Annotated in this window: 12 protein-coding genes; 6 read left to right on the top strand and 6 right to left on the bottom strand. The window is 54.9% G+C overall.

Annotated features, from left to right (window positions below):
* Positions 1-328 precede the first annotated feature (328 nt).
* Positions 329-1,045, top strand: a complete 717-nt coding sequence (locus tag VN12_RS14505; RefSeq protein ID WP_146677499.1) for a hypothetical protein — start codon at positions 329-331, stop codon at positions 1,043-1,045.
* Positions 1,046-1,074: 29 nt separating this feature from the next.
* On the opposite strand, the gene VN12_RS14500 is transcribed toward VN12_RS14505, so the two are convergent.
* From VN12_RS14500 to VN12_RS14490, 3 genes are all read right to left on the bottom strand, one after another.
* Positions 1,075-3,333: a site-2 protease family protein gene (locus tag VN12_RS14500; RefSeq protein ID WP_146677498.1), complete on the bottom strand. Its 2,259-nt coding sequence runs from the start codon at positions 3,331-3,333 to the stop codon at positions 1,075-1,077.
* A 75-nt stretch (positions 3,334-3,408) separates the two neighbouring features.
* Positions 3,409-4,302 carry an HlyD family secretion protein gene (locus tag VN12_RS14495; RefSeq protein ID WP_168164418.1) on the bottom strand — a complete coding sequence of 298 codons (894 nt, stop codon included), beginning with the start codon at positions 4,300-4,302 and terminating at the stop codon, positions 3,409-3,411.
* A gap of 119 nt (positions 4,303-4,421) precedes the next feature.
* On the bottom strand, positions 4,422-6,344 hold the full coding sequence (locus tag VN12_RS14490; protein ID WP_146677496.1) for an HlyD family efflux transporter periplasmic adaptor subunit: 1,923 nt from the start codon (positions 6,342-6,344) through the stop codon (positions 4,422-4,424).
* A gap of 220 nt (positions 6,345-6,564) precedes the next feature.
* Here VN12_RS14490 and VN12_RS14485 point away from each other — a divergent pair, with 220 nt between their 5' ends.
* Positions 6,565-8,670 (top strand): TolC family protein, encoded by a 2,106-nt coding sequence (locus VN12_RS14485; RefSeq protein ID WP_146677495.1) that lies wholly within the window; start codon positions 6,565-6,567, stop codon positions 8,668-8,670.
* A gap of 35 nt (positions 8,671-8,705) precedes the next feature.
* Here VN12_RS14485 and VN12_RS14480 read toward each other — a convergent pair whose 3' ends face one another.
* The 3 genes from VN12_RS14480 to VN12_RS14470 are packed head-to-tail and all read right to left on the bottom strand — an operon-like array spanning position 8,706 to position 12,843.
* On the bottom strand, positions 8,706-9,623 hold the full coding sequence (locus VN12_RS14480) for an ion transporter (RefSeq protein WP_168164417.1): 918 nt from the start codon (positions 9,621-9,623) through the stop codon (positions 8,706-8,708).
* Positions 9,624-9,656: 33 nt separating this feature from the next.
* Positions 9,657-10,724, bottom strand: coding sequence for a hypothetical protein (locus VN12_RS14475; protein ID WP_146677493.1), 1,068 nt, complete (start codon positions 10,722-10,724; stop codon positions 9,657-9,659).
* 28 nt (positions 10,725-10,752) lie between these two features.
* The gene (locus tag VN12_RS14470) at positions 10,753-12,843 is read right to left on the bottom strand and encodes a tetratricopeptide repeat protein (RefSeq protein WP_168164416.1); all 2,091 of its coding nucleotides are present in this window, start codon (positions 12,841-12,843) and stop codon (positions 10,753-10,755) included.
* 157 nt (positions 12,844-13,000) lie between these two features.
* Between VN12_RS14470 and VN12_RS14465 the strand changes: the two genes are divergently transcribed.
* The 4 genes from VN12_RS14465 to VN12_RS14450 all read left to right on the top strand — a co-directional run bounded on the left by VN12_RS14465 (position 13,001) and on the right by VN12_RS14450 (position 21,460).
* Complete coding sequence (locus VN12_RS14465; protein WP_146677491.1) at positions 13,001-13,213, top strand: hypothetical protein; 213 nt, start codon at positions 13,001-13,003, stop codon at positions 13,211-13,213.
* Positions 13,214-13,358: 145 nt separating this feature from the next.
* Positions 13,359-15,338, top strand: coding sequence for a type VI secretion system Vgr family protein (locus tag VN12_RS14460; RefSeq protein WP_146677490.1), 1,980 nt, complete (start codon positions 13,359-13,361; stop codon positions 15,336-15,338).
* Between the two features lie 21 nt (positions 15,339-15,359).
* Positions 15,360-16,286 (top strand): FHA domain-containing protein, encoded by a 927-nt coding sequence (locus VN12_RS14455; RefSeq protein WP_146677489.1) that lies wholly within the window; start codon positions 15,360-15,362, stop codon positions 16,284-16,286.
* A 2-nt stretch (positions 16,287-16,288) separates the two neighbouring features.
* The gene (locus VN12_RS14450) at positions 16,289-21,460 is read left to right on the top strand and encodes a carboxypeptidase regulatory-like domain-containing protein (protein ID WP_146677488.1); all 5,172 of its coding nucleotides are present in this window, start codon (positions 16,289-16,291) and stop codon (positions 21,458-21,460) included.
* The last annotated feature ends 95 nt before the right edge of the window (positions 21,461-21,555 follow it).

Raw genomic sequence — 21,555 nt, 5'->3', positions numbered from 1 at the left:
CTACTCTCGGACCTTTAGTCATAAAGTCGACAAAACAAACAAGCCTTACAATTTTAACTGTGCCCGTCTCGGACGTTCAGCTTTTCATTTGATTTTCGTCTACAACCGCTCCAAAAGTCACACCTTATCAGGCTTGGATCACAAATAAGTTCTGTTTGTTCCTGTCGTACCGCGCAATCGGTGTTTATCGCTCGTAGGGAATGCCTGCAATTTCTGATTTTATGAACCGGGCTAATACGAACATTCCCGTGAGCAGGGAAGGATTCCCGCTGTCTCGCTCTCCCGGCGGACTGGATGAAAACCGCGTTTGGAACAGGATGTTCATGCGATGCCAACTCTTCGAACCACCCCCCTTTGGCCATCCCTCGCTGTGGCGGTAGGTGTGGGCTACGGGCTCCCTGCGATCGCTCAACAGGGGGTCAAGCTCCGACAATCGCAGGGACAGATAGGCCGCTCCATTGTCGTCGAAGCACCTGCGGAGGCCTGGGTGCAGGACGAACCGAGCTTGATGCCACCTCCGCCAGCATCGCCAGCATCGCCGCAGGGGACGCAGAAATCCGGAAATCCGCAGGCCCATTTCCTGCCTCCGATGAAGCCGATTGGGTCGGTGTCTATCGGATTGGCACCGAAATCGAAGGGGGACAGCACGCTTCTCCCTGAAAACCAGGTGGAAGCCGTTCTCGGCCCGATACCGACTGTGGAGCCGCAATGGTTCGCCTCCCCTTCCCATGCCTCGACCCCTGCCATTCGGTCAGCGTCCGCAGTTCCCTACCAGCCTCTTTACTTCGAAGAGGTCAACTTGGAACGCTACGGTCGCACCTGCGGTCTCGTGCAGCCCGCGCTGTCGGGAGTTCGATTCCTCGCGACAATACCCGCGTTGCCTTATGCAATGTCGGTTCACGACGCGCGGCAACCGGCGTATTGGGATTGGCCCTACGAAGCCGGTTGGCCCGCACCGAAAGTACGCGAGTTGCCGCCCCTCCAACTCAAACCTCTCGTTATCGAAGGAACGGTGTTGACCGCGGGAGCCTTTTTAATCCCGTGATGTCGCGGGCGGAAGCTCTCACCATGCGTCTACCAACGCAAGTTCGACGCCAGGGACCGCCACAAAATAGCGGCGAGTGGGAGGGGTGATGTCGTTACCCATACACGTCCGATGCCGTCGGCGTCGATGGAGCGAATCTCTACCTTCAGCTCAATTTCGACGAGATATACCGGCTCTTTGGACTTCGTTCCCTCGGTAGTGGCGTACCATGAAAACAGGGATTCGCGTTGCAACGCAGGAGGAATCTCTCCCGTGGTGTCGAGCTTCACTTGTCGGACCACGCCCGCACACGGACGATCAGGCTGCCGCCTCAAGATGACCTTGGCGTCCTGTCCAGATTGAATCCCCGCCACATCCGACTCGCGAAAGTAGGCTCGAAATACCGAACCTCCTTGTTGTTCCACGGTCGCTTGCTCCAGGGGGATTTGTTCAACCGGGGCATTCTCTACCGTGGCGACCCATGTTCCGCGCACGATGTGGCAACCGAGGTTCTGAAATGAAAGGAGCGGAACTCGCCATGCCTGAGTCTGCGACTCCTCCATGGCACCGCGATCAGGCTCGACGCACCACCCCGCTCGGTCCGCGCGAAGGGTGAGGAGTTCTAGATTTTTGTCGAGCAGTGCGAGTTCTTGCTCTAGTCCCAGGACTTGCTGCTCTGCGCTTAGGAGAGACTGCGATGCGGATGGCTCGAAGGCGCGTTTGCGGCGAAGACTCTCTTGACGAGCTCTAGCCTGCTGAAGCTGGACTTGAAGATTGGATCGTTCCAGCTCCAAAGTCGGGTTCTCCAGCGTGGCAATGACCTCACCCTGACGCACGTACTGCCCCGCCTCCACACACGATGCGAGTCTCCCCGCCACGATGGAGAGAATCGGTTGCCGTTGCTCCGGGAGCACAATCCCGAAGGAAGTGGCATTCCATGAAACGGGAAAGGTAAAGAGCAGGACGATGCCCACCACGATGGCGGCCGCGGTCCCTAGGCTGCGCGCGAGGCTCAACCTGCGTCGGAAGGAAGGGTTCTGAATTTGCGATCCCAGTTGCAGCGAAGTCACCAAAACGATCGTTCCTCCGATTAAGAACAAGACCATCCAGAACACGGAAAGCAGCCGCCATTGAATTGCCAACGCGTGCAGCACCCAAAGCATGGCAGCCAACACTGCGAACTGGTAGACCGAGGAAGCCAGACCGAACCATAACGCCAGGGTTCCTGACCGCATCCATGGATCGCGTTGCTGGAACGCAGGTTTGAGAAAAAACATCCCAAAAAGCCTTCGAACATGTGCGCGGGAAGCGGTCCACAGGTTGGGACGATTCAACGCATCGGAAAGAACAAAATATCCATCGTATCGAAGCAGTGGCTGGCCGTTGATCAAAATGGAATTGATCGAACAAACGATCATGACTTGAAGAGAAATTGCGTGGATCACTCCAGGATAGGTCAACCACCAACACCAAAACGCGAGCCCCCCGAGCACGCACTCTGCCGCGATTCCTGCTCCCGCTACCGCCGCGCGCTTCCATCGACTCTTGAGCATCCATGAATCCGACACCTCGCAATAAAGACAAGGTACGAACAAGAGGAGCATCACTCCAATCTCATTGCATTCGGCGCCGAATCGTCTGCATACCATCGCATGGGACAGCTCGTGAAGGATCTTCGCGATCGCGATCGCGAGAATAAGAAGACTCACATATCGCAGGGATAGATATTCGTTCCATGCTGGTAGCCTGTCTTGAAAGGCCTCTCGGTGAATTGCCGCGAAGCCAACCGTGAAGACCAAGAACAGAGCGAACAGGACGATGGAAACCGGATGAAGCAAGAAACGGGTTCTTCGTTCGACCTCGTCGAGAACATGTGGAAAGGAAAAACCACGAAACCGGATGCAAAGCAGTTTTTGAATCAGGCTCGCAGGAGACAACTTCTTGTTCTTCAAGGACCTCGCATAAAGCCGTTCGCCAGTCCCAGGCCGATCGGCTAGGACCAATCCTTCATAAAAAAAGTTTGCCAACAATCGTTCGAGATGAGGGATGCTTAGACGCTTCCCTGGAAACTGTTTTTCGAAACGGCTTTGCAATTCGCGACGACTGGTTCGCCCGTCCAGACACGCTAGCAGAAAGTACTCCTCATGAAGATACTGAAAATGCTGGAACGCAACCGGATCTTTGATCGTGAACCGTACCCCCTCACGTCCGACCGACTGGCGAACGATCAGATCGAGCCGCCTTCTAAGAGGGATAGGACGATCCATCGCAGAGAGAAGAGCGGGAGAGTTTCCCAGGACGAGACTCATACCGTAACTACCCGCATTTCGAAAAGTGTCTGACCAGACGATCTAACGTCCAGCCTATGAAACGAAGGGGAAGTGTCACGGGATCTTTCGGCGACGAGCGTCGATGGAGGGATTGTTTGCGGGTATGCGAATCGCAACGCGCATCCCAGGTGCAAGCCTTTGTTGAGCGTTGTCTACCTCAGCGACCACGCGACGACGATCATCGTTGATATCGACTTCGGGGCTGATGAAAACGATCTTCGCACGGATTTCCTTGCCACCTTCCTTGGCTGTCCCCTGCGGATTCATGTCGTGAACCAGGACCATAACATCCCCTTCGATCGACAGGAATGAGGCCTGCTTTTGTGTGATAAAGGCCTCCGCTCGCAATCGATCTAGTTGCAGGACACGGGCCACCGGAGCTCCTTGGCGAATCCATTCACCGGGCCGCGCGAAGATTTGAACGACTGTGCCATGGATAGGGGATCGTATTTGACATTGATCGAATTCGAGGTTGGCTGCCTCGAGCGAGGAGCGAGCGAGATCATGCGTAAGATGCGCCAACTCAAGATCTTGTTTGGCCCTTTCGAGATGCTGATTCGCCTCGGCCACGCGAAGACGAATTTGATCCATCTCTGCTTGGGACGGGGTATCTGGGAATCGCTTTCGAGATTCGTTCGCCCTTTGCAGCGAAGCACTGGCTACCTCGACCTCGATTTGAGCGAGTTCGACCGTGGAGTTGTCTGCGGCCTTTAAGCCTGCGATCCTCGCCTGCAACTCGGCTTGGTCCCGTTTGTGTTTTGCATTTCGGTCGTCCATATGCACCAGGACGCTTGTTGGGTCGACGTGCCCCCCTTCTTGCACCACGATTTGCCGAACGGCGCCGTCGAGAAGAGCAGGGACTTCTACCTCCTCCATCGCTTTCAGCAGGACAGGGGAGATGACGAGTTCGTCTGGGGACTGAGCGGGGAGCGCGCTGGTCCAGACCATTGCGATCCACCCACAGGCTCCCAGGGCGAAAAACGTCCTCCTGGCCACTCGAAGATACCCATGAGAGACGACGCTCAGAGCGTGTCCCAGACCATTGGGTCCACCTCGATGGCGAAGCGTTAGAAGTACCACCATAATCTCCACTGTTGAAGGACCCGACTGCACCAAAGACCACCGAGTGTTGTATCGCCACATGGTATTCTCCCTCGAACGTTGGCACCTGGTTGCGGGGACACATTCTGACCGACCGAGACCACGGCTTCGACTCGGATCGATCGAACCGCTCGATCCGAACGTTCGGCATTGATTGCCGTTCGCACTACTTCAGCCCGATGGGTAACCGTCGGATCGTTCACGAACGTAAATCGAACTTCTACAGGTGCATTGCTCTCGCGAGTTCGTCGAAACAAAGCCGGCGCATCCCTGTCGTCTATTGTCAAACGCAATTGACCTGGACTTTGCAAATCGACGATCGAAACCAATCGCTGCCCCTGACGAACGGGCCGACTTATCCAATCTTTGGTGTTGTTCCAGCTGATCACTTGCCCCGTGATGGGGCTTCGAAGCGTTAGCGACGCGATCATTTTGTCGATAATTCCTAACTGCTCATTTTGTCCCGCTACAAGTTCTCTCAACTCTTTTTCTGCAGCGGACCAATCGGTTGGCAGGGCTGGATCCTGCGAGCGATTGCGGCGATCTCCCAGACGCGAGGCTTCCAACGCGCGAAGCTTTTCCATAGCAACCTCTCGCTGCGTCATGAGTTCCTCTCTCTTAAGGTCCAGTGTGCGACTTTGCAGCTTCAGTAACACATCGCCCTGTTGGACCTTGCTCTCGTGGTCAACACGCATATCGACCACTTCGGCGTCCAACGGTGCGAAGACGTCGCGCGAGAGTGAGCACTCATAAACACCTTCCGCCCAAACTTCATAGTCGATCGGAATCGTGAACAGCGCGACCAAGGAACCGGCAATTGCGAGCCCCAAACCGATCCCTGCCCATCCCGATGCGGCAAGTCGCTTGTGCCATCGATCGATCCATTTGCCCGTTCGGAGAAACCAACCGCGGTCTCGTTTCCAAGCCAACCCGAGAGCCGTTTCGGCTTGTTGGAAAACGAATTCAAGCTCCTCGGGTATCTCTGCTCGGGATGAGTGAAAATTCTCGAGGGAGACGACCGAAAACGGTGCTCGAGCTTCTCTCGGCCCTCGCGTCTCAAGCGGTAGGTTCCAAGTCGCTAGACAAACCGAAGAAGCACCGCTCGCATCGACATAATTCTCGGCCAATACCACCAGCGACGGAGCCAACTCTTCTTCACTTGGAAAGACAACCTTCAAATTGGCTCGAGCGACAAACGTCATCAACTCTTCCATCAAGGAAACTTGCTTCGCGCGTCGATCCAACACGGGGGTTCCACTGATCACCGTCAGCTTGACCCGCTTACCTCGAACCGACCCGATACTGACTCGATGGTACGCGCCCAGTTCCAGGAGGTCGTTGGCGATCAGGAATGCCGTCTGATCCAAATGATCGCAAGCGTACCATTTCGGGATGCGCTCGGACCAAACATGGAAGCCATCGAGTTGTTGCTTCAACGACTGGATCGTGGAGCGGCTACGGAATTCCCTCGCAGTCTCGTGAAAGGCCGCGAGAATCGCCATGAAGGTCGACTCGGTCCCTTCAGAAACTGGATCGGTCGCGATCTCGAGGACGAGGAAAGTGTCTCCGTCCAAATCACCCGCGAAGAAGAGATAAACGAAATTTCCATCGCCCCCTACGACGCGAGCGGAACGCTCATCGGAACGGCACGCCAACTCCAGTCCTTGTTCATGCTGGACGCGGACCGACTCCGATGCGTGGATCCCGATGGAAGCAAGGCTCCGCTCGGCTTGCAATCGATAGCGAGATCCTTCTACGGTCCAAACTGCTGCAGCGCGGGCATTCGTCGCTTCGCATAAAGATTCGACGAGTGTATCGAAGTAAACCTTTGCAGCAGGCATTTTTGCGGCCAGTTCGGATAACAGGTCCAGTCGCTGATCCAGATTCACTTGCTCGTGCACTTTCTCTGCGCTACCTGGTTTACCACACCCAGTTCACCAGCCGTTTCAAAACAATGGAATTTTCGTCTGTGCCGATTTTATCGCTTATGTCGGCTTTCGCACCAGCCCGATAAAGGACCGTGGTGTGTTCCTGTGGACATTGTGACGGAGTCGCCCCGAACATCCGGGCGGATTCTTTGCACTTCAGACAAATCTCGTTGCTATCTCCATGCGTAGTTTGCACCGCAGTCTCTTTCTGGTGAGCTTGGGCCTGGCGTGCCTGCCAGGTTGTGCTCGCGACTACAAGCCTGCGGTCCCCGCTCTGACTCCGCTGCAAAAGTTGGCCCACCCCGGCCCCAATTCCTACTTGCAAGACCTCGCCGAGGAGCCGCGCGCTGTCCTCGTCGAGTCGATCGCGTCAGAACCCCTGACGTTGCTCTCACCGGAGAGGGCGGCGTGGCTTATGACACCGGACGAAGCGATTCAAATCGCGGTGGAACGATCGAAAATTCTGCAGGACCTCGGTGGTACCACACTTCGCACGGCCAACGGAGTCCAATCGCTCCACGATCCTGCAATCCAAGCGACCGATCCGAGGCTTGGAATCGAATCGGCCCTCGCTGCCTTTGACGCCCAATTCAACAGCAGGCTCACTGTCAACAAAAATGACTTGCCTCTGAACAACCGATTGATCGGTGGTGGTACCAACTTGCTCCAGCAAGACTTGATCAACTACCAAAATGAACTCACCAAAACAACTGCGTACGGAACCGATCTCTACGCGCGTAAAAACACGTCGTACGATGCGAACAACGCGCCGAGTAATCTTTTTCCCAGCGTTTGGCAAACGAATATCGAAGTCGGATTTCGCCATCCCCTGGCACGAGGAGGGGGGCTCGAATACAACCGAATCGCGGGCCCGAAATCCACGCCGGGGGTCTACAACGGTATCCTCGTCGCACGCGTCAACACCGATTCCGCAATCCTCGACTACGAGATGGCCATACGGGATCTTGTCAGCGACGTCGAGAACGCCTATTGGGATCTCTATTTCGCATACCGCAACCTCGAAGCGAAAATCGCGGCCCGAGACGCCGCTCTCAATACGTGGCGAATTGAGAAGAACTATCGAGACCAACAGTCGGGATCGAGCGATTCAGAAGCAAGGGCGAGGGAACAGTACTACCGGTTTGAAGCGCAAGTCCTCGATGCGATGACAGGACGAGAAGTCGACGGTACACGAACCAACAATGGAAGCAGCGGCGGGTCCTTTCGAGCGATCGAAGGGGTTCACACCGCAGAGCGCCGGCTCAGGCTCTTGATGAATCTTCCCATCAATGATGGACGAATGATCCGCCCCGCGCACGACCCCATCCTGGTTCAAGTCTTATTCGATTGGGGACAATTAGTACAAGAGTCGCTGAGTCTGCGACCCGAACTGAGAAAACAAGATCTTCAAATCTCGCGTAGCCGATTAGAACTGCTCGCTAGCAAAAATGCTCTCAAACCACAACTCGATCTGATCTCGCAATACCGCATCCGCGGCTTCGGCGATAGCTTGTGGAGCCAGAGCCAAGCGGAATTCGACAACGCGGTAGCGAGTATGACCTCCGGTCAATTCCAAGAGTGGCAATTCGGCCTGGAGATGAACCTACCCGTGGGATTCCGACGCGCGTACAACAACGTCAAAAATGCACAGCTGAAGCTCGCGAAAGATCAAGAATTGCTCCAAGCGAAAGAGCGGCGAGTCGTTCATGATTTGAGCAATGCCTACGCGGCCGCTATTCGAAGTTTTTCTGTTGCTCAAACCACCTTCAACCAGCGATTGGCAGCCTACGAGCAACTCGCCATCCTAAAAAACTTGGAAGAGAATAACAACCAAGTCAACGTGAACGAAATCCTGGATGCACAAAGCCGTGTTTCGCAGTCCGACACCGCTTTCTACGATGCGTTGGTTCGATACATGATCGCGTTAAAGAATATCCACTTCGAAAAAGGAACGCTGCTGGAATACAACAACATTGTCTTTGCCGATGGAATCAAAACATCGAGATCCTCCACTCCGAAGTGGCGAGTGCAAGCCCCAGAGGGCGATTTACCGATTTCGCCGCTCCCATCGACCACCATCGATGTTCCCCCAGAGGCACTCCCCCCTCCAGCCCTACCGCAAATCCCTCTCGAGCCGACGACCCAAGCCTCAGCATTATCGAACCCAGCTTTATCGAACTTGGGAACATCCGACTTGGGGATATCGGACTCGATCGTTGTACCGACGACCGAGCCCTCCTTTGATCCTATCGCTCCGCGAATCGACTCGTTTCCAACGAACGAATAGCTCGATCGCGCCCGTCGGTGGGACCGCGAAGCCACTCAAGACAAACGGTCTGTTTCCGACGGCGGATTTTGAAGCTTCGCGACCTGAGCAGCGATTTTGTGAAGCTGATCGTTGATAATAGCCAGCTCATCATGCAAGGTTAAAAAACCTTTCTCTGCCAGCTGCGTTTCTCGGTCCCCATGGTCGGCGACTTCCGATTGGGCCTCCTCCATACTACTAATGATCACTCCCGTAAAGAGATTGAGCATGATCATCGTTCCGAGAAGAATAAAAGACATGAAATAGAACGTAGCGGACAATGGCATCGGCTGCGATATACGATTCGACGAAGTGATCTCTTTCCAACTTTCATCGTACGTCACATCGCTCCCCATGACTTGCGTGTCGCGCACGTCATTCCAACCTTCCAACGTGAGGACTTGAAACAACGTGGATGCGGTTGCATGAAGCGACCCAAATCGAATGGGATCGTTCTTTCCAAACGCGATGGTCCCAATGACCGAATAAATATAGAAGTGAAGACCGAGAAGAACGCCAATATACCCCAGCGAAGGGATCGAACGGAGCAGAGCGCTAACCAGCAATCGCAACCTCGGCAGGATGGTAATCATGCGAAGAGCCCGCAATATACGAGCCATGCGAACCACTGCTGCCGACTGCAAATTAAAGGGTAGCAGACAGATCAGAATGATGGCGAGATCGAATAAGTTCCAAGGTTCCGCGAAAAACTTCTGAGGCTTGCTACCACAAGCGATGATTTTCATCGCGATTTCGATCACAAACACCAGAAGAATTACGGACTGGATCCACTGCAGTAGCTCCCCCCATCGAGTCCCCTCTCCAAAAGCTGGATAGGTTTCCACGCCGACGAGAATACCAGACAAAACGATCAGCCCAAGGATCGATCTGTTGAACAGCGACGATTCGGTGACTCGTTTACAAAACTCGACCACTTGGTAACTCCGTAAACGGAAATAGGAAAGCAACTAGGGTAGGGACGTGTCTATGTCTACACCGGCGATCGATTCACAGTTCGCCTCCAGCCATTCAAGCGTTTGGATGGGAGTGGTACCGCGGTCCGAGAGCAATGCAGTGCAAAGCTGAAACGGTGCATCAGGATCAGCGGTGAATGTAATTCCCCACATCGCCAAAAGCCAGCGGCTGATTTCGAAAAGTGAACTAGAATGCTCTCCCTTCCAATGACCCTCGGTAGAATCCAAGCGTTCGGAAAGATCTGCCAGCAACATGGACAAAGACCGCAAGAGCTGCCCCGTCGCTTCCCGTGTCGGCAACGCGACTTTCCCCGAATCATGCACGCCGTTGGCGAAAAAGAATCGATGCACCAAACCGAGCCATTCGTTCTGCGGAGCATCAAATGACTCAGGCAACGCCGAATCGGTCGTATCACGCTGACTGTGCAGGATACGAAGGATCTGCTGCTCGACGAGCTTCGGGCTCGAAATCCTGCGGCCTGGCAAATCGAGAAGTGGACGTATTCGAAGCCCCTCTCTCTTGGGTGCGCCGAAAATCCTCACATCGCCTTGAACCTCGAACCCCAGCTCGAAGTCGGACGGGTCCACCAACAACGTTTCCCCCCCAGGTAACCGTGCTGAATTGCGTTGCTCTCCCCAAGCAACCTCGATCGACGAAGAGGTACCGTTTCGAATCCGAATCCACCTCGATCGCTCGCGATCGCTACGGGTGGGTGAGGTAGGTTCGGCCGAAACGCTCGCAACCGATCCCGAAGAGGGAGTTCCGTCTGGACGACGCATTTCCTGCACAACGCGATGGATACTCTCCGCGACGCTGTAAGCCTCGCGTTCCTCCAAGACCGAAAGGCTGAATATCAAATTCGGTACCAAGCTCCGAAACTTGGGATGATCCTCTCGAGCGGTAATGTAGAGGGTTTGAGGCGTCTCCGAATTCTCCAGTTGTTTCTGAAAATCGAGCCGATCCCCACGTTGCATGGAAGACCAGCCAGTCTTCTCCATGTAAAGGCAAATGCTCTGGTGCGTGATGGAAGCGAAAAGCTTTTGAATGTTCTTCGTGCTCAATTTATTTCCTGATGGTTGTGGCCCTTCGTCAGGCATTCACTCGCGAGAATCGATCGATGACTTCCAACCAAGCATCGTCGATCGAGCGAGCATAAACGTCCCCCTTCGCAAGTGGCGAACGCAGAAACGCGTGTCGTCGCTCGACTCGCTGCTGTCGGTAGACTCGGAGTTGCTCGAGCTTCCCCCGAAGCGCGTCGATACACTCTGGAACGGTGGAGCCCAGAACCACGGACTCGGGTAAGAGCGACTGCAACGGTGCGAGCCCACTTCGGGGAGCAGAATCCCCGAGCAAACCCGCTACCGAGCATCCCGTGGAAAGGGCTGCCAGCGGGCTCGGCATCGAAGCGACAGGCAGGCTCGTTACAAAAACGTCCAGCCCTTGACACCATTTTGCAATCGACGCAAAGGAACTTGGATCGTAATCGGAATCTACGCAGATTCTCGACTCGAGAATACCTCGACGCGCGAATCCGTCGCGAATCTCCCCATCCGTTCCTTGGCTTCTTAACTCCGACGATAGTAGGGTTAGCGAGGAATCGGGAAACGCAGCGAGGAGGGAGGCCCAAAAATCGAGGGACTCGTGAGTCATCCATTTCATCGCGCCGCAAAACCCAAATCGGAGCGGAAGTATCTTCGACGTTTCATCCAAAGCAGGGTCGAATTCCTCCGGGGGCAGATCCGATTCCGTCATCGCTGGATAATTCACGACGACGGCGGATTCCGTTGCTTCATGCCGGAACGCGGCGGGGTCGGAATGATGCAAAAGGCGAAAGGCAAAATCGGGCTGACCGCTCGTCTGTTGCGAGTAGTTCCAAAAAACATTTACCTTTGCGGGCTGAAGCTTGCCCACTCCCAGCCTCGTGGAAGGACCATGCCCGATCATGTCGACCAAGATATCGGACCTCTCTGCCTCCATGCGCCCTGCGATCGATGCGTCGGTCCATTGGTGGGACATCGACCACTGATCGACGAGCGGTTGTAGCTCCTTCTGAATCGGATGCTCGTCGAGGGAGCACCAATAGATATGGATCGAGTGAAGGGATCGGTCGCGTTGCTTCAGATAGGGCAAAAGCTGAAATACAATGGCTTCCAACGCCTCTTCATGAACCAAAACAGCAATGCGCCGACCTCGAGTTGTTTGGGGACTCGAGGAGACTACTTCGTCCTCCCCGTTTTTGGTTTCGGAACGCGTGGGATGCGCTCTGCCAAACGGGGGGACGCTCGATCGCGTAGGCCCAGACTTCGCAACTCGCCAATTCTTCGCTTCATCTCGCACTTTGTTCGGATGATGCACCGAAGAGAGCTGGAGCATCTGAATCCAGTGGCTAAATAATTCTGCAGACGGTTCTCGAAGCGTGGCCGCACGATGGATGCAGGCGGTAGCTTCCGACACACGACCTCGCCGTGCGTGATGCTGAGCCAACCTCGAAAAGGTGCGCGGGTCTTCCGGAAACCAGTCGACCGCTTGCACCAAGTACGACAATGCTAAATCCCAGCGATCCCGCTCCTCCCAGAGAGCGCTGAGCCCAAAACAAGCATCGATTTTACAACGATCATGCGCGAGAGCCTCCTCTCCCAAACGCACCCCGCGATCCCATTCGCGAAGGAGTCCCAATGTTCGGAGACCACGCTCCACGGGACGAGGATTGCCGGGGGCTTTCTCCCAAGACCGGCAAAACGAATCTGCGGCGTCCGAATAGCGAGCGAGTGCCAGCTGGACACGTCCTAAATGGAAGAAACATTGCGACGCCAGCTCAGGAGGAATGCTGCTGCTCCGAAGAGCTCGAACGTAGGCGGCTGCGGCATCTTCGGACTCCTGCAGTTCGCTCAACGCGTTGCCAAGATTGTTCCAGCTGGCAGGGTCATCGGATAATGCCAGCGCTGCACGGTACGCGTCCGCCGCCTCACGGAATCGAGCCAGTTCAAAAAGAGCGTTTCCCAGATTGAAATGCCCCGCCTCCACCTGCGGAGCGAGCTGGGTAACACGACGATAGCATTGCACCGCTGTGTTCCAGTCACCCGACTGGGCCGCCCGCGCCCCTAGCTCGAATACTTCCCTGGGGTTGATCCCAATCAGCGAGAGATCCGGTTCCCGGGCTTCGTCTTCCGATGATTGCATTTTCCTGATGGGTTTCGTTATTTCCTTTGACTGCAACGAAGTTGCAGCTCGAAATCGACGATAGTATAGTGGGAGCCGAGCCGCACTGGGTAGCTCAGGTTCGCATACAACCATCGCTTTGACCAGGAGTCGTCTCTTAGGGAAGCGGAAGAATCGCATGTTCGAATTACTCGATAGCATCCTCAATGAACTAAAAGAAGTTCCCGGGCTTTCCTTCTTGAAAAACCTCCATCTCAACTTGCGAGCGAAACACGCCCGTCTCCAGCGACATTATCAAGTCGCCAAGAACCGGAGACGCGAGATGAAAGAAGTGGCTTCGAACATCAGTACCATGCGGGGCGGAAAAGGTTCGAAGAGTCGCGATAGTTGATTGGTTTGGGTACAGTGCGAGTGACTGGTTTGGGTACAGTACGGAGTTGGGCACTGAATGTTCTCGAGCGATCCGGAGCGATGCCCACACCACCGAGATCTTTTCCTGTTCGATATTGCAGTGATTGCTTGAAAGGTAGTTCGAAATGTCGAGCGGAGTCAACGCCCAACGCATCAACAAGATTCACGGTGTTTTTGACGAGTCGACGATCTTCCGAAAACTGGTTGCAGAAGAACACTTGGGGCGGCTGTTCTCCATCCAGGTCGAAGTCCTTTCGACCAAATCCGACATCAGCCCCTATCTGACGATCGGCAAATCGGTTGCGATCGAAGTAGCGAACTGGGGAGAATCACGATTCTTTCACGGAATCATCTCGCACTTTGAACTGGTCGGCGAGATCGGTAGTTATTTCTTGTACAAATTCGAATTGAAGCCTTGGTTCTGGCTCTTAACTCACACGAGCGATTGCCGGATCCACCAGCAATTGGATCCATCGAAAATCATTGAATATGTTTTTCGAACCAAGAATGGGTTGACCGATTACCAATCCAAACTCACGAAGACGTACAAGGTCCGAGATTACTGCGTGCAATATCGAGAATCGGACTTTCAGTTCGCGAGCCGATTGATGGAGCAGGAAGGGATCTACTATTACTTCGATCACTCGCAATCCGACCACAAGATGATTTTGGTCGACAACGTTTCATCCCACGCCAAAATCAGCGGCACCCCCACAATTCCATTTCGACCGCCCAACAATGCGGAAGCGGCCGACGAGCATATTTACGTGTGGAAACATCGCCTGGTAATTCAACCGGGCAAGTTTGTTTATAGGGATTTTGACTACATCAAGCCGAACGTCAATCTGGAAGTCCGACTCAACGGGGAGCAATCACACCCCCATTCGAGCTTCGAACATTTCGACTACCCCGGACTCTACTCCGAAACAGCGGATGGCACTAACTACGTGCGAGTCCTGTCGGAATTGCATGGTAGCCAGTTCGCGCAAATCCAAGGTGTTGCAAAGTCTTGGAGACTAAGACCGGGATACGTCTTCCAATTATCCGAACATCCATCGAATTCCGAGAATGAGCTTTATCTGATCATCTCGTCTCGAACCACCATCACTTCGGGAGAGATCGACCAAGCCCGACAGGACTCCGATAACGAATCGATCGTGGAGTTCGTTGCAATCAAAAAGACCCAACAGTTCCGAACGCCGGTCACCACTCCTAGGCCGATTATCGCGGGCCCCCAGACCGCCAAGGTTGTTGGAAAGAACGGAGAGGAAATATGGACCGATAATCTCGGACGAGTCAAGGTTCAATTCCCTTGGGATCGCGAAGGGACTTCCAATGAAAACAGCTCCTGCTGGATTCGCGTCGCGCAAATCTGGTCAGGCAAATCCTGGGGAGCCATGTTCATTCCGCGAATCGGTCAAGAAGTCGTCGTGGAGTTTTTGGAAGGTGACCCCGATCGTCCCCTTATCACCGGTCGTGTCTACAACACCGACCAAGTCGTCCCATATGCACTTCCCGATCAAGCGGCGACGAGCGGTATCAAGACCAGGTCGACCCCCTCCGGCACCGCAGAGACGTATAACGAGTTGCGATTCGTCGACAAGAAAGACGAAGAACTCGTCTACTTCCACGCCGAAAAGGACTTCGAACGGGTCGTCGAAAACAACGATAGCCTCAAAGTTGGATTTATCAAAAAGGATAAAGGCGATCAGACCGTCGACGTCTTCAACAACCAAACCATCCACGTGGGGACACAAGAATCGAGCGACGGCAGCCAAACGATCGAGATCTGGAAGGACCAAAAGGAGACTATCAAAACCGGCGATCGCACCACGAAGATCGAACAAGGAAACGATTCGCTCACTATCTCGGCTGGTAACCAATCTATCTCCATTCCATCAGGCACCTGCACCATCGACGCTGGGCAAAAAATCACTTTGCAGGTCGGAGGTAGTAGTATTGTCATCGATGGATCGAGCATCACCCTCAAATCCACCAATATCAAAATCGAAGCGGGACTTTCGGCCGAGATGACTTCGACAACCGGAAAAGTCGAGGCATCGGCAACGCTCGACTTGAAGGGTGGAGTGATCAACATCAACTAATCACGCGAGGGCGTTTTTCAGATGCGAATTGCCATCACCGTCACTTCAGGTCCTTCTACGGGGCAGCGATTTGTTCTGCGCAGCGGTCAGCTGGCGAGCGTTGGACGCTCGGATTGGAATGACTTTGCCATCCCGGAAGATGATCGTATGGACGACTCACCATTCGTCATTCGCTGCGAACCCCACGCAGGAGTCTTGGTCGTCCGATCCGCGTCGAGCAGCCCGCTGCTCAACGGCAGTCCATTAGCCAATCCCTGCGAGCACCTTTTGCATGATCGCGACAGGCTCAGCATCGGTCGATCCGAGTTCCTCTTCGCGATCGAAGGTGCTTCGGTACCCATGCCGGGAATGGGAATGGTCGATACCCAGACGGCGCGCGCTGAATTCGATGTAGCGCATTGGGCGGAGAGGGTGACTTACCTCGAAATCGAAGAGGACCCCTCCGAACTCGTGTCGGATGGCTCCCAAGGCGATGCCATTGAACGCAAGCTAGTCAGTGCCAATCGGTACAGCGATTCCCTGCGATGGAAAGGCTTCCACTGCGATCGACACGAACTGATCGCATGGGCCGGTGCATTGATCGGGACTCATCTTGAATCACCCCAAAAGCCGGCCGAACGGGATGCTTGGACTCACTGCCGCAATTGGATGGAGCAACCAAACGACGCCGATCGGGTCGCGGCCTTGGAACTAGCGAAGAAACTGAAGTGGGCGGGCCCCGTCGCGGCCCTGGCGGCGGCAATCGGATGGAGCGGAGGATCCCTCGGTCCTGCGGAGGGAGAACCGATTCCCCCCGATCCACGTTTGACTAGCCGGCTCGTTGCGATCGCGGTCGAGCAATTGGCGCGTCGGCATCACCCCACCGCATCCCATCTCGTTCTTCAGACCTGGATGGAAAGCATGCCCCCCACAAACTACCTTATCCCGGGCGCAAGAACGCAGGAATAGAGATGCCAAATCGAACTATCCGACCTGCGACGCTTCGCGAATCCTGGCGACCTCAGAACGAGGGTTCGTTTCGCGAACTCCAGTCGATCGTCTTGCGACGAGCCCTGTTCTCGTTCGTGCTGACAGCGGTACTCTGCTTCTTTGCCTACCTCCTTTTCGCGCCGTTCTATCACCCAAACGTTCGACTCTATTTCTTTTCTGCCGGGGACTATCGGTCTCCATGGGTTGAGCCTGTTCCCTTTTTTCGAGATGCTGCCATTCGCTTTCTCTCCAGCGACGGGTACTTCGACGAAGCAGAGGCGTCCTCGCAATTTCGAGAATGGTCCTCCCCCCCCGAGGCTCTGGCTTCCATCGACAACCTTCTCCAGGAAAACTGGCGAACCTCCGATTTACCGATCATCTACCTCAGCGGCAAAGCATCGATCGTCAACGGACGCGCGTCACTCCACTCCTCCGACCTGATACCCGGAAACGCCGATGCCAGCGCCGTGCTGTTTGAAGACATCTTTAGCAAGCTCGCTCAGCTACCCGTCCAGCGCGTTCTGGTCCTCGTCGATTTCGAATCTCTCCAAGCTCCTCCAACGTCGGGACCACCCTCGATTCTCGACAATCTGCATGAGCTGCTGAAACAACCCAATTATGCAAAACTCTGGGTGATCGCATCCCATTCAGCTACCGAGCGCAGCCATCTGTCGGTAACCCATCGCGTTCCCGCATTCCTCGTCGCGTGCTCCCGCGCACTCGCAGGCGACGGCTCGATCGGCGAGGACAAGAAAGTATCCTTCCAAGAATTCTTTCGCTTCGTCGAACGCACGACCGCTGAGATCGTCCAATCCGAATCGCAAGGTGAAGTCGCCCAAACTCCACTCTTTTTAGGAGATCGTCGGAGACTGGAGGCCTTCAACGATTGGACCGTGGCCAGCGTCCCTGAATCAACTTGGAAGCAACGATTGCTCGAGATGCAACAAACGGTAGAGCAGTCGGCTTCCCCAACCGAACCTCCCCCTGAAGCGGAGGTGCTCAAGGAAGAAAATAAAAAAGCGCAAGGATGGCTTTCCAAACTTGCAGCAGAGAAGTCGGAACGGGTCTCAGGACGCATCGCCGACGAAATTTCCGATAACATCGATCTACTCCCCTCTTTTGTCGCCGACCCCATCAAAGTCTCGATCGGTCTCCGCCCCGATCTCGCCGAAGATCCCGCCGCTACCGACAAAACCGACAGCTCGACGCCTCCCGCCGATCTCCAACTCCCAAATGGTCCCGATCTCCGATCCCTCGCCGCTGCGATCAACGACTCCGTGCAATTGCTCCAACTGGCGCGACAGTATTGCTCCTACGTCGAACAGAATCATGCAAGTCCCTTTCGGCCATGGGAATCGATCCCCGTCGCATGGGCCTACACGATTAGCAAACTTCGCAACATGGAGAGCAAACTGCGACTGGGGGGCTCCCCCGATACCTCGATATCCCGTGCAGAACTGGTCGCTCTCATCGTCGCCATCCACCAGTTGGCCACCGACAAGTCCGTCAAGCTCGAAGGCCCTTTAGAGGCTTGGCAAAAACAACTCCCTGCACCGATGTCCGACGAGATCCCCCCCGTCTCTTTGACGTGGCTCGCCATCGCCTCGCGAGGCACGGAGATGGCGCCCGCAGTCACCGAATGGACTCGGTCCTTTGATGATGCGTTGATCGCCCCCAACGCGGAGGCGCTGACCAAGCTATTAGAAACTCCAGCTCCGTTCGAACAAAGTTTGCTCGCCGATTGCTTCTATGCGAGGAGATTGACGGTCGACCAGCAAGCTCCTTGGGAACTCACCCGACGAGCGTTGAGACTCTTTCGCAAGCTCGATCACTTGCTTTCCGAACCGGCGAGCAGCAATCGCGAGTTGAGTGCAAAACTGCAGTCCGCGTTCCAAGAGTGGTTGCGGGCGACGAGGTTATGCACGGACCTGGTTCCGAATGACTGGGAAACCCGTGCGAGGGAAAGCTTTGACAATGTGGAAAGGGATTTGGTCAACGCCGAGCAGCAGGTCCAACAAGTCCAATTGGCAAAAAGACTTTGGTATCGCGTCCATTACGAATGGAACGGTTGGAATGAACGACTTGCTTCGCCCGTTCAACGCACGGATTTCGATGTTGCGATCGAGTCCACACTCGCCCGAACCCTTCCTTTGCATCGCGAACTCACGGAACAATTGATAAGCCTTGAGTCCAGCTCGCTCGAAAGCATTCAACGAACGACGGTCGCTCTCGAAGAACAGCTGGGAGTCTTGCAAGACATCTGGGTTCAAGAAGCCAGTCGACTCGACGGCGTGGACTCCGAACCCAAAGTCTCGGATTACTGGCTGATCCATGAGCTGCTAGAGTGGTCCTACTACAGCGGCCCAGAACGCGATCGCCTCTTTCAACGATGGCTACAATGGATCCAATCACCTGCCCCCGTCAAATCGGTGTTGGAAGCGATTCCCTTTTTCAATACCGACGGGCGAGGTTCCGAGCGGGCCCCTTTTTGGAATGAGTTGCAGAACTGGCGAGCGACATTTCGTGTTGACCCTACTCAGTGGGATCAAGAATCGACTCTTGAGACATTGCGCCGGCAGGAAAACGCAGTTCGGCAAGTGCGAGTGGATTCGCCCGATGCATTAAACCCTCGCTTGCTGTTCGAATCGATCGCGAGGCAGGAAGCTGCCCAGTTGATGCGTGTTCGCCGCGCATGCTTTCGCCAGGCTTTGAAAGATGCGACGGAAGAGGAATATAACTTCTATTGGACGGCCGATACTCAACTGCGAGAAAGGTTGGCGACCATCCTGCCGACCTCGCAGGACTCCCCCTTCGCACCCAATGACGTGGTCGCACAAGCCCCACCTCAAATCTCATTGGAATCGAGTCGCGAACAGATCGTCTCCCTGCGATTGAGAAATCGAAGTCCTTCGGTGCAGGAAGTCTGGCTTCTAGCTGATCTGGATGCTCAGTCCATCGCCATCGAACCGCTTCAGGGTGAACCACTTTACTTTCTCCCCGATCTCCAAGATCGATTGCAAAAGGAGAAGAAGAGCTTGGAGGAACGCCTCGCCGCGCTTCTCGCGACCTCACCTCCCACCAGCGATCGTCGCGATGCGCAAGCTGTCCGAAACAGCATGCAACAGTTGACGAATGGACTCCTCTATCCCATCGATCCCGTCGCAGCCACCGTGGAACCCACGATCGCTATTCCACCCAACAGCACCAAAGACATTTCATTCCGAATCTCGCGAAGCGAAAGACCGGATGGGAGCCAGAAAGTCCTTTGGAAAGTGGTCACTCGCTCGCAGTACACCCGTTTGGAAACCCGCGTTCGCTTACCCTCGTCGAGCGATGTTCGATTGATGGCGGAAATCCAGGGAGGGGCATGGCGTCCGTCCTCCTCAGGCATCGATATCGATCTATTCCCCAATCGCACCGCATCGGCGAGATTCGGCCTGCGAGCCTCGGAAGTGGGAGCTGGTAAATACGACGTTCGGCTTTGGATTCCTCAAAGTCCCATCTCGGTATTGTTGCCAACCGGAGAGCTCTCCAATGAAGCGAGCGCGACACTCAAGACCAAGCTCCCTGAGTTGAAACTCTGGCAGGAATGCAACGCAGTCGAACTCACCAGCGCTGAATCCACCGCTTGGTTTTCTCCCAAATCTGCGCCACCTTCCGCCCCGAACGCTCCGGGCGCTACCTCGACGGAATTGACTAGCAAAACCGCAGCGGGCGACGGAGCAGCTCCCGAACCGATGGACACCGTCTCGTATGGAGTGATTGCCGAATTCCAGAACCAAGAAACCGGACGAACCGGTTGGCGATGGATCACGATGCGAACTCGACACCCGAGAAGCTATATCGATGCGCGTTGCAGCTATGACAGTATCTCGGAAACAGCCGAATTGGTGCTCACTTGCCGAGATCCATCTCTCCTCCCAGCCGCCGGAGTTCCCGTGGCCGGTCGCGTTCGCGAGAACCTTCCTAAGGGTACCGAAATGAAGCTTTCGGGAACCCTACTGCCCGACACGCCCCTTCGTTTGTACTGCAAAGTACCCATTACAACTCTGCGAATGCTGAACGTCGAACTCGATGTCGAAGAGTACCCAAGAGCCTTCGTAGCTAGCATTCCCTGTTGGAGAACCTTCTCCAGCGCCCCGGTACGCAACGATCGACCTCGCATTCAAATCGAAAACGTACTTCCCAACTCGGCGCTCTTGCCTGGACAAACGCTGCCGGATGTCCAAGTCCTCGTCGACGCATGGGCGGACTCTTTTCTCAATGATGGCGACCGTCTCGAAATCGGATGGGATGAAGACCAAGATCGCGAATTTGAAGATGAGACACCACTCGTGATTCGTTCCGATCGCGACCTGACGATCCAAGCCTCCCGTTACGGCATTCAAGGAACCAAGATTCAACCCAAGGTAACCGACTTCCGGTTAAATCTCCCCCCTCCCACCCCCGTGAACCGGAAGATCAATTTGCTGGCAAGACTCCAAAGCGGCGGTCAATCCGTGTGGAGTACACCGATTCCTGTTGTGATCGACGGGGATAAGCCATCGATCCAAGGTATCGAAATAAAACCCAGCATGCGTCTCCCCAAGGGCACGGACCTCGACCTTCGCGTTTCCGCCGACGATGCCTCGTTGAGTGGAGTAGCAGGAGTGCAAGCCGCGATCGACACGCGAGGTGTTTTGAAGTGGTCTGAAATCCAAGCACCGGTACTGGGAGTGCGTCAAGAAGACCAAACATGGCGAATCACGGTGCCCACCTCCGAAGCCCCCACCGGCATGTCTACGCTCATAGTTGCCGCAACAGATCGCGCAGGAAATGTGAGCGAGATCGAGAGGCGAACCATTGAGCTGGTCGGAGAGGACGAATGGCAAAAGATGATTGCTACGCGCCCTCGCGAAATCGTCGGACTGGTGACCTACGCGGAGCGATCTGTTTCCAATGCCGTGGTGACCTTATCCAAAGAAAGCGGTGAGGTGATCGCTAGCACTTCCGTCGATGCGCTCGGGCTGTTTCGCCTTCAAGGTGTTTTGCCAGGGAAGTACAAACTTTCAGCAACAGCGGTCATTAAGAATCGTCCAAGGCGATTCGAAGAGAGCCTGACGGTCAAAGGGGAACCCGCCACACCGCTGCGGAAGGAGATCCAGCTAAAATAACTTGTTCGTGCCCTCCTGCAATTTAGAAGTTTCAAGTTATTCCACCGAGAAAGTCGAAGAAGCATTACGTATGGATCGCTTTTTCCAATTTGTCT

Origin of the sequence: Pirellula sp. SH-Sr6A (assembly GCF_001610875.1) — a bacterium.
Taxonomy (GTDB): Bacteria; Planctomycetota; Planctomycetia; order Pirellulales; family Pirellulaceae; genus JBKCUI01.
This window is presented reverse-complemented; position numbering and strand designations above follow the sequence as displayed.